At 66.3% G+C, this 14406-nt stretch carries 15 protein-coding genes; 2 read left to right on the top strand and 13 right to left on the bottom strand.

The window, feature by feature from the left end; genetic code table 11:
- Positions 1–50: 50 nt before the first annotated feature.
- The 4 genes from ABMY26_RS10135 to ABMY26_RS10150 are packed head-to-tail and all read right to left on the bottom strand — an operon-like array spanning position 51 to position 3973.
- Positions 51–854, bottom strand: a complete 804-nt coding sequence (locus ABMY26_RS10135) for an ABC transporter permease (protein WP_372395570.1) — start codon at positions 852–854, stop codon at positions 51–53.
- A complete protein-coding gene (locus ABMY26_RS10140; protein WP_372395572.1) occupies positions 851–1747 on the bottom strand; it encodes an ABC transporter permease in 897 nt (298 codons plus the stop codon). Before ABMY26_RS10140 ends, ABMY26_RS10135 begins: the two co-directional genes overlap by 4 nt.
- Complete coding sequence (locus ABMY26_RS10145) at positions 1744–2871, bottom strand: ABC transporter substrate-binding protein (protein ID WP_372395573.1); 1128 nt, start codon at positions 2869–2871, stop codon at positions 1744–1746. The genes ABMY26_RS10140 and ABMY26_RS10145 overlap by 4 nt, the downstream gene beginning before the upstream one ends.
- On the bottom strand, positions 2831–3973 hold the full coding sequence (locus ABMY26_RS10150) for an ABC transporter ATP-binding protein (RefSeq protein WP_372395574.1): 1143 nt from the start codon (positions 3971–3973) through the stop codon (positions 2831–2833). Before ABMY26_RS10150 ends, ABMY26_RS10145 begins: the two co-directional genes overlap by 41 nt.
- Before the next feature lie 143 nt (positions 3974–4116).
- On the opposite strand from ABMY26_RS10150, the gene ABMY26_RS10155 reads away from it, so the two are divergent.
- Positions 4117–4872, top strand: coding sequence for a TetR/AcrR family transcriptional regulator (locus ABMY26_RS10155; protein WP_372395575.1), 756 nt, complete (start codon positions 4117–4119; stop codon positions 4870–4872).
- Between the two features lie 208 nt (positions 4873–5080).
- On the opposite strand, the gene ABMY26_RS10160 is transcribed toward ABMY26_RS10155, so the two are convergent.
- Positions 5081–7048 carry a cache domain-containing protein gene (locus ABMY26_RS10160; protein ID WP_372395576.1) on the bottom strand — a complete coding sequence of 656 codons (1968 nt, stop codon included), beginning with the start codon at positions 7046–7048 and terminating at the stop codon, positions 5081–5083.
- A 66-nt stretch (positions 7049–7114) separates the two neighbouring features.
- On the opposite strand from ABMY26_RS10160, the gene ABMY26_RS10165 reads away from it, so the two are divergent.
- Positions 7115–7519 (top strand): hypothetical protein, encoded by a 405-nt coding sequence (locus ABMY26_RS10165; RefSeq protein ID WP_372395577.1) that lies wholly within the window; start codon positions 7115–7117, stop codon positions 7517–7519.
- A gap of 136 nt (positions 7520–7655) precedes the next feature.
- On the opposite strand, the gene ABMY26_RS10170 is transcribed toward ABMY26_RS10165, so the two are convergent.
- The 8 genes from ABMY26_RS10170 to soxY form a co-directional block, all read right to left on the bottom strand.
- Entirely contained in the window at positions 7656–8675 is a 1020-nt protein-coding gene (locus ABMY26_RS10170; protein ID WP_372395578.1) for an MBL fold metallo-hydrolase, read from the bottom strand.
- Between the two features lie 18 nt (positions 8676–8693).
- Complete coding sequence (locus ABMY26_RS10175) at positions 8694–9812, bottom strand: YeeE/YedE family protein (protein WP_372395579.1); 1119 nt, start codon at positions 9810–9812, stop codon at positions 8694–8696.
- A 13-nt stretch (positions 9813–9825) separates the two neighbouring features.
- Entirely contained in the window at positions 9826–10266 is a 441-nt protein-coding gene (locus ABMY26_RS10180; RefSeq protein ID WP_372395580.1) for a DsrE family protein, read from the bottom strand.
- A gap of 58 nt (positions 10267–10324) precedes the next feature.
- The gene (soxB, locus tag ABMY26_RS10185; protein ID WP_372395581.1) at positions 10325–12046 is read right to left on the bottom strand and encodes a thiosulfohydrolase SoxB; all 1722 of its coding nucleotides are present in this window, start codon (positions 12044–12046) and stop codon (positions 10325–10327) included.
- A complete protein-coding gene (gene soxX / locus ABMY26_RS10190; protein WP_372395582.1) occupies positions 12043–12711 on the bottom strand; it encodes a sulfur oxidation c-type cytochrome SoxX in 669 nt (222 codons plus the stop codon). Before soxX ends, soxB begins: the two co-directional genes overlap by 4 nt.
- Positions 12712–12722: 11 nt before the next feature.
- The gene (gene soxA, locus ABMY26_RS10195; protein WP_372395583.1) at positions 12723–13535 is read right to left on the bottom strand and encodes a sulfur oxidation c-type cytochrome SoxA; all 813 of its coding nucleotides are present in this window, start codon (positions 13533–13535) and stop codon (positions 12723–12725) included.
- A gap of 66 nt (positions 13536–13601) precedes the next feature.
- Positions 13602–13913 carry a thiosulfate oxidation carrier complex protein SoxZ gene (gene soxZ, locus ABMY26_RS10200; RefSeq protein WP_372395584.1) on the bottom strand — a complete coding sequence of 104 codons (312 nt, stop codon included), beginning with the start codon at positions 13911–13913 and terminating at the stop codon, positions 13602–13604.
- Positions 13914–13936: 23 nt separating this feature from the next.
- Positions 13937–14395 (bottom strand): thiosulfate oxidation carrier protein SoxY, encoded by a 459-nt coding sequence (gene soxY / locus ABMY26_RS10205; protein ID WP_372395585.1) that lies wholly within the window; start codon positions 14393–14395, stop codon positions 13937–13939.
- Positions 14396–14406: the final 11 nt, after the last annotated feature.

Below are 14406 nucleotides of genomic sequence, written 5' to 3' on the forward strand. Positions count from 1 at the left end.
GTGGCCGTCATTGGGATGCGCATGTTTTGCATGCGGTGTCGGGCGGCCCGTTACCCCGCGCGCCGTTGGGCGCGGCGTTGGATCAGGTCGCTCATGAAGACGGCGGCGAAGGTGACGACGATCAGCAGCGTGGCGACGGCGGCCACAACCGGCGTCAGGTCGTGACGCATGTCCGCCCAGATGCGCATGGGCAGGGTTTCGTTCTGACCCATGACGAACAGGGCGATGACCAATTCATCGAAGGAGATGAAGAAGGCAAACACGCCGGCCGAGATCACCGCCGGACGGATCGTCGGCAAGGTGACGTACCAGAAGGCCTCATGCGGCCTGGCCCCCAGCACGCGGGCCGCGCGGGCCAGCGTGTCCCCGGTCTGACGCAGCGCCCCCGACACCGTGGTGGTGACAAAGGGCAGGGCCAGGACGGCATGGACCAGAACCACACCCCACAGCGAGCCATAAAGACCGAAGCGACTGAAGACCAGCAGGGTGCCCAGCGCCAGGATGATGACCGGCACCACCTGCGGACCAAGGAAGATCGGTCCGACCGCCCGCACGGCCTTGCCGCCCTCCCGGCTCAGCACGAGGGCGGCTGCGGTGCCGATGGCGGTGGCCAGCACGGCACTCGCCGCTGCGATGAGCAGACTGCGCAGGGTGGCGTCGATCCAGCCGGCGGACGCGAAGAACTCGTCATACCAGCGGAGCGTGAAGCCCTGCGGCGGAAATTTCAGATAGCGTGTTTCGCTGATCGACATCGGGATGACCAGCAGCAATGGCAGCAGCAGGTAAAGCAGGACACCGACGAAATAGACCGGCAGGAGATAGCGCCCGGACTGTTCCCAGAGCGATCGTTTCATCGCGAGCCTCCATGGCCGCTCAGCATTGTCACACGCCGGAAGAGCAGGGCGATGGCACCCACAACGGCAAAGCCCGCGATCACCAACACCACGCCCAGCGCCGAACCCAGGCCCCAATCGAGGGTCAGCGTGATCTGCGTGGCGATCAGGTTCGCGATCATCGTCTCCTTCGGACCGCCGACCAGCGCCGGGGTGATGAAGAAGCCGAGAGCCAGCACGAAGGTGAGCATCCAGGCGTTGATCGCTCCCCCCGCGCTCAGCGGAAGGAAGATGTGGACGAAGCCGCGCCACGGCGATGCGCCAAGAATCCGGGAAGCCATCAATAAGGAGCGGTTGATGGTGGTCATGGTCGAGAACATGACCAGAATGGCGACCGGCAGCAGAACCTGAACCATCGCGATGTAGACGGCTCCGCGCGTGTACAGCATCTGGAGGGGGCCATCGATGGCACCGATACCGATCAGCATGGAGTTCACCAGCCCTTCACGGCCGAGAACGACGATCCAGCCAAAGGTGCGCACCAGCACGCTGACCCACAGCGGAGTCAGGATGAGCAGGAGCAGCAGGGTGCGGTTGCGCGGCCGGCAGGATGCGAGAAAATAGGCGGCCGGATAGCCGGCCAGGATGCAGGCGAAAGCCACACCGAAGGAAAGCTGCAACGTCCCGACCAGGATCCTGCGGTATGGCCCCTCGCCGAGTGCGGCCTCGTAATGCTCCGCCGACAGCCCGGCTTCGCCCTGCACGCTCCACAACGCGACCTCGCTCACCGGGAGGATGAACACGAAGAGGAACAGCACGGCCGCCGGGGCAAGCAGCCAGAGGGAGGAGAGAGGCGCGCGCCTGCTGCGCGTCGCCCCCTTCCCATCACGCGGCATGGGAATGCCGTCGCTCATTGCAGGCGCCAAGCTTCCCACCGCTTCTGAATGCGCGGCAGGTTTTCAGCCCAGTATTCGGAATCCAGCGCGAACTGAACGTCGAGGTTCGCCGCGCTGGTCGGCAGTTCCTTGGCTTCGTCCGCCGAGAGGATCTTGTAGATCTCGGGGTTGAAGGAGGAGTACGGCATGGCGCGGGCGATCTCGGCCAGACGCGACGGGGTGTTCCAGCAGTACTTCATGAACTTCTGGGAGTCGGCCACGTTGCGGGCGCCCTTCACGATCGAGTAGTAGCTGACGTCCAGCGACCCGCCGCTCCAGATGATCTTGACCGGCAGCTTGTCCTTTTGAAGCTGCTGGATGCGGCCGTTGAACGCGGTCGCGTAGAAGACCTCGCCGCTGGCGAGAAGCTGGACCGGCTGCTGGCCGCTGGTCCACCAGACGGTGATCGCCGGCTTGATCTCGTCCAGTTTCCTGAACGCACGGTCGACGCCGTCCGGCGACCGCAGCACGGTGTACACATCGGACGGCTTCACGCCGTCGGCGATCAGGGCGAATTCCAGGTTTTCCGCCGGGGAGTTGCGCAGCGTGCGCGGGCCGGGGAAATTCTTGACGTCCCAGAAGTCCTTCCAGCCGCCGAAGCTCTTGCCTTCCGGCAGCTTGTCGGTGCGCACGCCGATTGTGGTGGAATAGGCGATCGCGCCGATGGCGTACTGTTTGCGCGCAGTCGGCGGAAGTTTGTTTTCCGGGTCGACCACCGACCAGTCAATGGGTTCCAGCCAGCCATTCTTGGACGAGACCGGCAGGCCCGAACGCTCGGTGGGCGCAATGTCCCACAGGATGTTCTTGGTGGTCTGCTGGACGCGGATCTGCGCAAGGGAGTCCTCGGTCGCCGCCTGGGTGACGGTGATGCCGGTCTCCTTGGTGAACGGTTCGATGCAGATGCGGTTCAGGGTTTCCGCCCACGCGCCGCCGTAATTGGCAATCGTGATCGACTTGTTGCCGGACTGGGCCAGGGCGGCGTCGCCGGCACCGCCGACAATCGCCGCTCCAACGGAGAGGCTCCACAGCAGCTTCTTCATAACGGCACTCCCAATCAGTTCTTTAGCGACCGGTCTTGGCGAGATCCGGAACGAGGACAACATCGGAGGGGCGCAGGACGAGACCGATGGTCTCGCCGCGTTCCGGGATCCGATCCCTGTCGCGTCGCTGTTCCCGGAAGTGGATGAGCGCACCATGGGCGGTGCGGGCGCTGTACTCGATCACGTCGCCGAGGAACACAGCCTCTTGAACGGTCACGTCCACTGCGATATCCGACCCTTCGGCCGGGCGGCGCTGGAGCTTTTCGGGACGAACGCTGGCGTACCAGGAACCCTGACGGGCCTGGGACACCGCGTCCCGATAAACGGCGCCAAGTTCGGGGATGGACACCGATCCGGTTTTCGACAGATCGGCGGCCAGGAGATTGGTCTGCCCGATGAAACCGGCGACGAAGCGGCTTTTCGGCGCGTCGTACATTTCGGACGGGGTGCCGACCTGCTCGATCCGGCCATCGCGCAACACGACGATGCGCGACGACATGGCGAGCGCCTCACGCTGATCGTGGGTCACATAGACCACGGTGCAGCCGAGCTGGTGCTGGATTTCCTTGATCTCGAACTGCAACGCTTCGCGCAGCTTGAGGTCCAGCGCGCCGAGCGGCTCGTCCATCAGCAGAACGGGCGGTTCGAACACGATGGCACGGGCGAAGGCCACGCGCTGTTGCTGTCCGCCGGAAAGATCGCGGGGCATCCGCTTGGCAAGCGCGCCGAGCCGCACGATCTCCAGAACCCGCTCCACCCGTTCGGTGATTTCGCGGCGCGGGGCGCGGCGCATCCGCAGGGGGAAGGCGATGTTGTCGAACACCGTCATGTGCGGGAACAGGGAGTAGTTCTGGAACACCATCCCCAGGTTCCGGCGCTCCGGCGGTTCATCGATCACCGACCTGCCGTCTATGAGGATGTCGCCCGAGTCGGCCCCGGAAAAGCCCGCAAGTGCGTTCAGGGCCGTCGTTTTCCCGGAGCCACTCGACCCGAGGATCGTCAGAAACTCACCGGGATGAATGTTCAAAGAAAAATCATGGAGCGCTGTTACCGATCCATAAGCCTTTCGGACGGATTGGAACTCGATCGTTGCACCAGTGCCCTTCGCTTCCGGGGAAGCTTCCCTGTTCAAGGTGCCGCTGGAGGGTTTATTGACGTCCACCATCGTAGGTACCATCGGCATGTCCAGTGATGACGCATTGTCTAAATATGACGCTATGTATAAAAACTTCCTGCGTCAAGCTGTGAAAGTCAGCTCACGGAACATTTTTGGCGGGATCGGGTCTGTTGGGGAGTGAGGGCACAAAAATGCGGCAGGATGAAGAATTTCAGGGCAAAGATCCTGAGCGGGACGGAACGGTTCCCCCTCTCTTCTTCGAAGAGGTGCTGGCGATCAAGAGCCGGGAACGGACGCGCCCGAAGCGGGAGCGGACGCGCTATATGCTGCTCTCCCTCGTCGCCCGCCACCTGCGCACCACACGAGGAAAGCTGATGACGGTGGAGGCGTTGCTGGATGAAGCCGGGCTGTCGCGCGGAACTTTCTACAATCATTTCAAAGACATGGATGAATGCGCCGCCGTCCTCGTCAACCTGTTCTTCGAGCATGTCACCTTCCGTCGCACCGTGACGAAGGGACCGCGAAGCAGGTACGAGGCGATCTTGAACGCCAACACCGACTATTGCCGTGCCTATGAGGCAAATGCGGGCGTCTACAGCCTGTTCTCGGAACTGGCCACGCGGGATCCCGAGGTGTTGCGCATGCGTGAGCGCATGAACTCCGAATGGGTCGACCGCATCATCGCGGCCGTCGCCCGCCGTCGCGGACAGGCTTTCAGCGCGGAAGAACGCGGCAGGTTCGAGGGCGTCCTGCGCCTGCTGATCGCGATGACGATCGAGAGCCTGCGCGAACGATTCGTCCATGGTGACGCGCTGCTGTGCCGTTCCTTCCCCACCGCCGACAGCCTCGCAAAGGCCCTGTCGGACCAATGGTATCTTGCGATGGTGGAGTTCGAAAGCCCAACCCAGCCGACTGCAGGCGATAACCAGCGTGCAGCGTCAAGGTGACAAGACAGAGATCACGGACCGTGTCGGCGGTTGTGAGACAGGCCGATTTATGAATTACACCAAAGGCTCTTGATCCCGACACGTCAGGATCAAGAGCTTCGGCTGCACATGCCGCTCTTACCGAGATGCCGTTTCCCCCGAAACCGGCCTGCTGTTCCTCGCCGATGCACAGCGGGACGGCCTGCGCCGAAAAAGCGGCAACCTCGCCTCAGGCCACCCGGATGTCGTTGAGGAATCCCTTCACCTCGGTCGTCAGAACCTCGGCCTGACGCGACAAGTCGCGGGCCGCACCGAGAACCTGCGTCGCCGCCGCTCCCGTCTCGTTGGCGGCCCCGCGGACGCCGGCGATATGGGACGAAACCTCCTGCGTTCCGATGGCCGCCTGCTGGACGTTGCGCGAGATCTCCTGTGTGGCCGCCCCCTGCTCCTCGACAGCCGCCGCGATCGCCGCGGCGATCTCGCTGACCTCCGAAATCACGCCGCCGATCCCCTTGATCGAGCCGACGGCACCGTTCGCATCCTCCTGCATCTGGGAGATCTGCTGCCTGATCTCGTCGGTCGCCCGCGCGGTCTGGTTGGCTAGCGCCTTGACTTCGGAGGCGACGACGGCGAACCCTTTCCCGGCCTCGCCGGCCCTGGCGGCCTCGATGGTGGCGTTCAATGCCAGCAGATTGGTCTGGCTCGCGATGTCCTGGATCAGGTCGACGACCTGTCCGATCCGGTCCGCGCTGCCGGCCAGCTTGCGCACGGCCTCGTCGGTCTGCTTCGTGTCGATCACCGCCTTTCCTGCAACGCTGCGCGATTGCGCCGCCTGGTTCCCGATTTCGCTGATGGAGGCGGCCAGTTCCTCCGTAGCCGCGGCGACGGTCTGGACATTGACGGAGGCCTCCTCCGAAGCGGTGGCCACCGCCACGGACTGCCGGTTCGTCTGCTCGGCGGTGGCCGACATGGAGCCGGCGGAGGCCTCCATCTCGGTTGCGGCGGACGACAGGGTTCCGATCAGGTGACCGACCTTGCCCTCGAAGCGGTGGGCGAGGTCGAGCATCGCCACCTTCCGCTCCTCGTCGGCGCGGCGCTTCAGCGTCTCCTGCTCGGACCGCAGCGTTTCGGCCTCGATCATGCTGCGGCGGAAAATCTCGAAGGCGCCGGCCATGGCGCCGATCTCATCGCGACGCCCGATTCCGGGGACGCGGATATCGGTGTTCCCGTTGGCGAGTTCGCCCATGGCCCCGGTCATGGCCTGGATCGGATGCGCGATTCCCCGGTTCATCAGCCAGGCGATGCCGAGCGCCGCCGCGAGCACCCCCAATCCGATCAGGATCGAGGACAGGCGCGCGTCGGCGATCTGGGCATCGAAAGCACCCCGATCCATCGCGATGGTGCAGACCCCGATCGCGGTGCCGCGATAGTCCCGGATCGGAACGAGCCGAACGGCGTAGCTGGCGTCGCCGAGATGGTATGTCCGCACCTCCGACTCCTGGGCCAGGGCCGCCTTCATCTGGTCGGGCCCGATGGCGGGTGCCTGGCGGAAGGTCGAGGCGAAGGTCTCGAAATTCCCGTCCTTCGCGACGTGGAATGCGATATCGGCTCCGGTTTCCTTCTGGAAGGCCTCGAAGAACGACTTGCCGAAGGACAGGCCGACCTCGAAGGAGCCGATGGGGGTTCCCTGGCTCACCATCGGCACGACGCCACGAATGCCGAGGCCTTCCACACCATTCTCCAGTCCGAAGACCGGCTTGCGGGTCTTGTTGACCTCGACGACGGTGAAGCGGAACGAGGAAAGGTCGTCCCCGAATTTCTCCGGTCGATGGACCCGCAGGAACGACACCGAGGCCGGCGTGTGGAACTGCATCTGCGTGATGCCGTGCTGCTCCTTGAGGTCCTTGAAGCCCGGCACCAGCATGCCGGTCAGCCGCCCACGGTCCTGCGCGGCAAGCGCCGCCTGGATTTCCGCATTGCCTGCCAGCCCGCTGGCGAGCGTGAGGGCGCGCCGGGCCTCGCTGGAGACCTTGGCGTCCAGGAATTCCTGAAGCGTCCTCAATTGCTTGCCTGCTGCCTGTTCGACAAGCACGCCGCTGAGCCACATGTTGCTGAGCGTTGTGGTGCCGACCGCCAGCACGACGCTTCCCGCCAGAGCAAGCGCCAAGCGGGCGCCGATCTTCATTCCGCGGAACATGGTCACTCCTGGATGGGCCGCCGGATCCTGTGGGCTGCGGAGCCCCTGGTCCGTCACGGGTGGTCGATGCAAAAGCCGGAGGAAACCCTGTCAGTCGACGGTGCCGAACGGACCCATATTTTCAATGGTTTCCGCGGATGGGCGAGGCGCGCGACGGTCGGATTCCCGTCGGCAGCCATCGTCTGTGCCTGCAACGCATTCGGCGCGGAGTTCCTGCGAAACCGTGCCGGACTGATTTCGGTGCGCCTGAGCATTGCCAGCGACCCTGCTGATGTCTCCGCCGATACAGGCTATGATACATACGCATATATAAGAGTGCAGCAACATAGATTTGCCGAACTGTTATATAATCGGCATCTAATGCAATCGGCAAATATGTCGATCACTATTGGAAATATTATAGATGCCTTCCTTCTGGAAGAGAGCGATCTTCCATCTTCAATGAGGAGGGAATATTTCAAACGCGGGTAGCGCATGGGTCACGCGATTTGTGTGACCCGGCCGGTCAGATGCCGGTGCGGGAGATACATCGATTGGGGGGAGGGTCGTCCATGCGAAGAGCCGCCAGCATGGACGGCCGGCATGCTCCCGCTCCAAAGGGGCTTGTTCAGAAATCGGCCTGTTCGGCCTCCAGATAGGCGAGGCTGATGTATTTGCCGATGTTGCTGTCCCACCCCTTGGTCTCGGCGGCACGGGATGCAACGCGCGGGTCGGCGAGCACCGCGGCCTTCGCCTCCTCGATGGACCGGCCGGCCTTCACGGCGGCGGCGCAGGGTTCGTAGATTCCTTCGAACAGGGTGCGTTGCCAGACCGGCACGCCGGGACCGGGTTCGCCATGGGCCGGCAGCCAGATGCGGGTGTCGCTGTCGGTCCGCAGCCGGTCCATGGTCTCGAACGTGCCAAGGTAGGAGCCGTCGTCCATGTTGGCGATCCGCCGGTCCATCATCACGTCGCCGACGCACATCACCCCGTCCTCGACCACCGCCACCGACAGATCCGACGGCGTGTGGGCACGCCCGTAATGGTGCAGGCGCAGCCGGACGTCGCCGAGCGACAACTCGTCGCCATGGGCCGCGTCGCGGTTGGGGGCGACGATCCGGGTGCCGGCGGAGGCCTGGGCCGTCCATTTCACCATCGCGCTCTGCCAGGCGCTGCCTTCCAGCCCGAGGATCGCCGCGCGTGTCTCCGGCAGGGCGTAGCGTGGCAGATCCTCGCCGAACGCCTCGGCGAAGGCGTGGTTACCGAGCCAATGGTCGCCGTGGTAATGCGTGTTGACGATGCCGACCACCGGCCGGTTCGTGACCGTGCGCAGCATGCGGATCGCCATCTCGCCGATCTGGAGCGAGGCCCCGGAATCGACGACGATCACGCCCTCGCGCCCGACGACGAAGGTGATGTTCGCCATCATCCCCTGGTTCTGCGGTGTCGGAAAGCCGTCCGGCGCCCGGATGACCCAGACATGCGGGCTGACCTGGACCAGGGGCCGGTCGGGCACCGGCGGCCCCTTGACGAAGGCCTCGACCCCGGCGGCGAAGGCGCGGACCGTGGCCAATCCCGGCAGGGTTGCCAGGGCGGTGAAGGCGGCGGTTCCGCCGGCGAGCAGGCGGCGGCGTGGCAGGCGAAACATTCGGAACCTCCTGGACGGTCATTGCGCCGCGACCGGCGGGATGGCGGCGGCGTCGGACGAGCGCGCGCGTACCGGCCGGCCGGTCTTGCGGTCGATCGCCCGGTCGGTCAGCACGGCGCCGATCCACATCGACCACAGCACGAGCCAGGCGGTCAGCACGAAGATCGAGGCGCCGGATACGCCGGCACCGATGGCGCAGCCGCCGGCCAGGACGCTTCCGAATCCCATCAGGCAGCCGCCGACGATGTAGCGCCGCATGGTGGAGCCGTCGTTGAAGCCTTCCAGCTTCAGGTCGCGCCCGGCCAGCCCGGCCAGGAAGGCGCCCAGCGCCACGCCGGGGATCAGCCCGGTGTCGAACCCCCAGGGGGCGCCCGGCGGCGACAGCACCAGCATCAGGAAATCGGCGGACGGCGCGGTAAAGCTCAGGGAATGGATCGCCACCGGCTCGAAGGCGGCGGCGGCGCTGCGCCAGGTGAACCACCAGGCGGCGGCGACGGTCAGGCCGACGCCCGCCGCTCCCAGCCAGGACCAGCCCGACAGGCGGTTGCGCCGGGCAATCGCCGCACCGGCAGCCAGCCAGCCCAGCGCGAACAGCAACGCCCCGTCATGCCCGACGCCGGCCAGCGCCAGCAGGTCACGCTGTGCGCTGCCGACCGTCCACCAGCCGTTGATCGCCTCGCGCGCAGGCGACAGCACGCCGCGCAACGCCGCCTGGGCCACCACCGCGAACACCAGCCCCGACAGCAGCGCCCGCAGATTGCCGGTGGCCGCCAGCACCAGCATGCGGCTGGCGCAGGCGCGGGTCAGTGTCATGCCGCAGCCGAACATCAGCCCGCCGATCACCGCGCCCGACAGGCTGCCGGGGTTGTTGAGCTGGCGGACGTTGCCGGTGTCGAACAGGCCGAGCAGGATCAAGCCCTGCGTTGCGATCAGCGCGGTGGAGAAGGCGAGCAGCCACACCGCCAGCCGTTCGCCCAACCGTCCGTGCGCCACCTCCAGCGTCGAGGCGCGCAGGCAGAAGCGGGAGCGCTGGGCGAGCACCCCGAACAGCGTGCCGATCAGCAGCCCGCCCAGCGCCAGGAAGCGGTCCTCGCCCAGCGCTTCCATCAGGCCGTCGATGGTGATGGCGACACCCATGGCGGCGGCGTCCTCAGGGCTTGATGTAGGCGTAACGGTCGCGGGCCTGCAATTCGGTGATGCGCACGACGCCGGATTGGGTGAATTCCGCCTCCATCACGAACTGGTCCCTGGTCAGGTTGCGCCGCTTCATGGTGATCTCGCACACCTCGAAGCGGACGCCGCGCCCCTTGAGGTCGGAGATCAGCGGGCCGTAGTCGATGTTGTTCTTCTTGTCCTGGGCGCCTTCCAGCAGCAGGTCCACCCCCTCGGCATGGGTGACGACGCGGATCTCGGTCTTCGGCGCGACGTCCAGGTGGTTGCGGATGTTGCGCAGGGCCTTGGTGCCCTGCTCGGCAGCATTGTCGATGTGGTAGACCACCTTGTCCTGGGCCAGCGCCGGCATGGATGCCGCCGCGCCGAACAGCAGGAGCACGGGCAAAAGCAGAGGGGCGAGGAGGCGGCGGAGGCTCATGGCGGCGGTCTTTCGGTTCGGGGGGCGGCGTTCGGGGCGGCGTTCGAAGGATCCGGCGTCAGGCGGCGAGGCCGGGATTGCCGTCCATGCCCTTCAGGACCGGCAGGTTGAGGCGGGACGGCGCGACGGTCTTGCGGGCGCGCAGGTTGCGGGCGACGAGATCCCAGATCGCCTCGCCGCCCGCCGTCCTGGCCTCCTCCGCGACCGGGGCCCAGCCGGCGACCTTGTAGGTCTTCGACGCCTCCAGCGGCTTGCCGTTCAGCGTCATGTCCTGGATGCGCTGCCCGGCCGGCGCCATGGGATCGCAGGCGTAGGACAGGCCGCCGACGCGCACCATGTCGCCGCCCTGCTGGTAATAGGGATCGGGGTTGAACAGGTTGTCGCAGACATCCTCCAGCACCGTCTTGATCTGCGCGCCGGACAGGCTGCTGAGCGTCACGTAGGGGTAGGTGATGGCGGTCTGGTCCAGCAGGTTCTCCATGGTGATCGGCTGGCCGGGCAGCAGGCTGGTTCCCCAGCGGAAGCCGGGCGAGAAGGCGATCTCGGCATCCTTCTCCGCCATCAGCGCGTCGAGGATCAACTGGTCGAAGCTGCCGTTGAAATTGCCCCGCCGGTACAGCGTGCCATCCGTCACCGCCAGCGTCTCGCCCAGCGCCGCCTCGTAGGGCGCGCGCACGCGGGCGATCAGCGCGTCCATCTCCGGGTCGGCGGGCAGCAGGTCGGCGAAGACCGGCAGCAGCCGGTAGCGGAAGTCGGCGACCCGGCCGCCGGTCACCTCGAGGTCGAGCACGCCGAGAAACTTGCCGTTGGAGCCGGCGTTGGTGACCAGCGTCCTGCCGCCGGGATTGGCGACGATGCTGGGGGCCGGCATGCCGTCATGGGTGTGGCCGCCGAGGATCGCGTCGATGCCGGCGACCCGCGAGGCCATCTTCAGGTCGACGTCCATGCCGTTGTGCGACAGCACGACCACCACCGCCGCCCCGGCGGCGCGGGCGTCGTCGACCGTCTTCTGCATGTCCTCCTCGCGGATGCCGAAGGTCCAGTCGGCGACCATGTAGCGCGGGTTGGCGATCGGCGTGTAGGGGAAGGCCTGGCCGATCACCGCCACCTTGACGCCGTTCACCGCGCGCATGGTGTAGGGCTTGAACACGTCGTCGCCGAAATCGGCGCTCTTGATGTTCTGGGCGACGATCTCGATGTGCCCGGCGAAGTCCTTTTCCGCGACCTCGCGCACCCGGTCTTGGCCGTAGGTGCATTCCCAATGCAGGGTCATGACGTCGACGCCCAGCAGCTTGGCCGCCTCCACCATGTCCTGCCCCTTGGTCCACAGCGCGGTGCCCGAGCCCTGCCAGGTGTCGCCGCCGTCGAGCAGCAGGGCGCCCGGACGGTTGGCCCGCACCCGCTTGACCAGAGTCGCCAGATGGGCGAAGCCGCCGACCTTGCCGTAGAGTCCGGCCATCCGTTCGAAATCGAGGCAGGAGAAGGCATGCGCCTCCCGGCTGCCGGGGGCGATGCGGAAATGCTCGATCAGCCGGTTTCCGACCAGATGCGGCGCCCGCCCGGCCATGCCGGCGACGCCGAGATTGACGCTCGGCTCGCGGAAATGGATCGGCTTGAGCTGGGCGTGGCAATCGGTGATGTGCAGCAGCGACACCGTGCCGAAGGCCGGCGCGTCGTAGATGGCATCGGCCGCCGTTTGGGCGCGGGCGAAACCGGCGGGCAGCAGCAGGCCGGCGGCGTTGGCGGCGGCCAGGACGTTGAGGAACTCGCGGCGGTTCATTTGGCCGGCCCCGGCTGGGTATTGACGGGCGATGCGTTGACGGGCGATTTGGGGTCGAACAGCAGGGCCATCAGATGCTTGATCTGCGTCTCGCCCAGGATGCCCATGTGGCCGGCGCGCGGCATGTTGGAGCAGGCGTTGCTGGCCTTGGCGTTGTAGATCTTGGCCCAGGTCGCCTTCAGCGTCTCCTCGTCCCGCCCGCGCAGCGCGCCGTACTGGGTCAGGCTGGGGCCGATGGTGCCGTAGGAGATCTCGGCCGGGCTGATCTGGTGGCAGTTGTAGCAGTTGCCGCCGTTGGCCCCGTCCGGCTTGTCCGTCCAGGTGTTGCCGCGCCCGCTCTGGGCGATCGCCTCGCCCTGTTTCCAGTCGCCCAGCCATTGGCCGTCGGACGGCCATTTGACCGTCGCCATGTTGGCGGCCTCGATCCGCTCGCGCCTTGCGGCGGCGGCCGGGCTGGCGGCGGCCTCCGGATCGGAGCAGAAGGCCTGCGTCTCGTCCTGGGTCAGTCGGTCGACCTTGGCGATGCCCTTGTCCTTGAAGCTGGCGGCCAGCATGCGGGAGAAGGCGGCGTCGTCGGCCCCCGGCCCCCAGCTCGCCGTCTGGGAGAGGGCGGGACCGGCGGCCAGCGGCAGCAGGGTGACTGCGAGCAGGGCGATATGTTTCATGGCGGCCTCCGTCAGCGCTTGATTCCGGGTGTCTTCATCGTCGCCCCGCTGGCGTTGGCCGCCATGTACATCGACAGCGCGATGGTCGCGTCGGAGGTGTAGACGGGTTCGGGGAAACGCTGCTGGCGGAAGCAGTCGTTGAGGCGCCACTGCATCGACCACATCTGGCCGGAACTGACCCGGTAGGCCGGCCAGCTGCCCCAGCCCGCAGCGGCCCCCTTGGCTCCCGGGATGTAGGGCAGATCCTGGAGACGGATCCGCGTGCCCTCCTGGCCGTGGCAGGTGGCGCAGGAGAAGTCGTATGGGCCGCCCTGGTAATTGAACATCCGCTTGCCCAGCTCGTACATCGCCTGTTCCTTGGGATGCCTGGGCGTCGCCGCGATGGGCGCATCCTTGGACTGGCCGGAGATGTAGGCGGCCAGGGCGTTCATCTCCTCCTTGGGCGGGGCGGTGAAGGAGGCCTCGATGTAGGGCTTGGGATCCTTGCCCTGGAGGGTCTGCATGCAGGTCAGCAGGCGCGATTCCAGATCCTGGACCCGGTCGGTGTCCGCGAAATAGCGCGGCAACAGGGCGTAGGCGCCCCGGACCACGCCGGGGCCGAGGCCGAGGTCGCAGCCTTCCAGCGACGCCGCCTTCGGTCCGGCGGGCGTCTTCCACAGCTCCTCCCCGCTGGCCTCGTACAGTTCGGCGGGGTTGCCGTCCTGCAAGGCCTCGCGGTAGGCCTCGATGCCTTCCTGCGCCGCATCCTTCTGGGCGTAGGCCGCCGTCGCGGCGGCCGCCGACACCGCGAGGAACGCCATGATCCCAACGCTTGCCCGGTCCATCCCTGTTCCCTCCCGTCCTTGTTCTTGTGTGCCGGACGCGCCCCCGCTTCCGGTTCGAGAGCCCGGTTACGTCACGGCGGCTTCGTCGGTGCGGGTGTCGCCCTTGTTGTCGACCCAGGTGACGGACACCTTGTCGCCGGCCTTGCCGCCCTTCACCTTGAAGGCGAGGTAGGGATTCTTGGAGATCGACGGCCCCCATTGCGCCTGCATCACCGTCTTGCCGTCGAGCTTGGCGGTGACCTCGTTGATGAACCAGGCGGGAATGACCGCGCCGTTGGCGTCCTTGCGCTGGCCGGTTTCCATCTCGTGGCCCATCAGGACCTTGATCTCGGTGACGCCGTCCTTGACGGAGGCGCGGATCTTCATCGGACTGCCCATGCTGGTGCTCCCTTCCTGTCCGCTCAGCCGCCGCAGCCGCCGAGCGTCACCTTGATTTCCTTGGATGTGGCGTAGAACTTGCCGTCCGCCTTGACCAGGACGACGACGTTCGAGGTCTGGCCCATCTTGATGCGCGCGGTGACCTCGGGGATCGTGTCGGGCATCAGGTCGAAGGAGGCCGCCAGCATGCTGGGGTTCTTGTCGACCAGGATGGCGATGCGTTCGGTGTTGGGCAGCTTGCTGATCGCCTGGACCGGCACCACCGCCCCGTTCTCCGCGATGTCGGAGGCGACGATCTGGACGTCGCCGCTCTGGCCCGGCGTGCCGGCGCCCAGCGCCTTCAGCGCCTCGTCCATCGTCCTGGCGTCGAAGGCCGCCTTGTCCCAGTTGGCGAAGGCCATCCGCGGCAGGACGAACCCGGCCGCAGCCAATGTTCCCAGGAAGGCCAGGAGCTGGCGTCGTTCCAATAGTCTCGGTGTCATGACTGGGGTTC

The sequence above is a fragment of the Azospirillum sp. HJ39 genome (genome assembly GCF_041507355.1).
GTDB lineage: Bacteria > Pseudomonadota > Alphaproteobacteria > Azospirillales > Azospirillaceae > Azospirillum > Azospirillum thiophilum.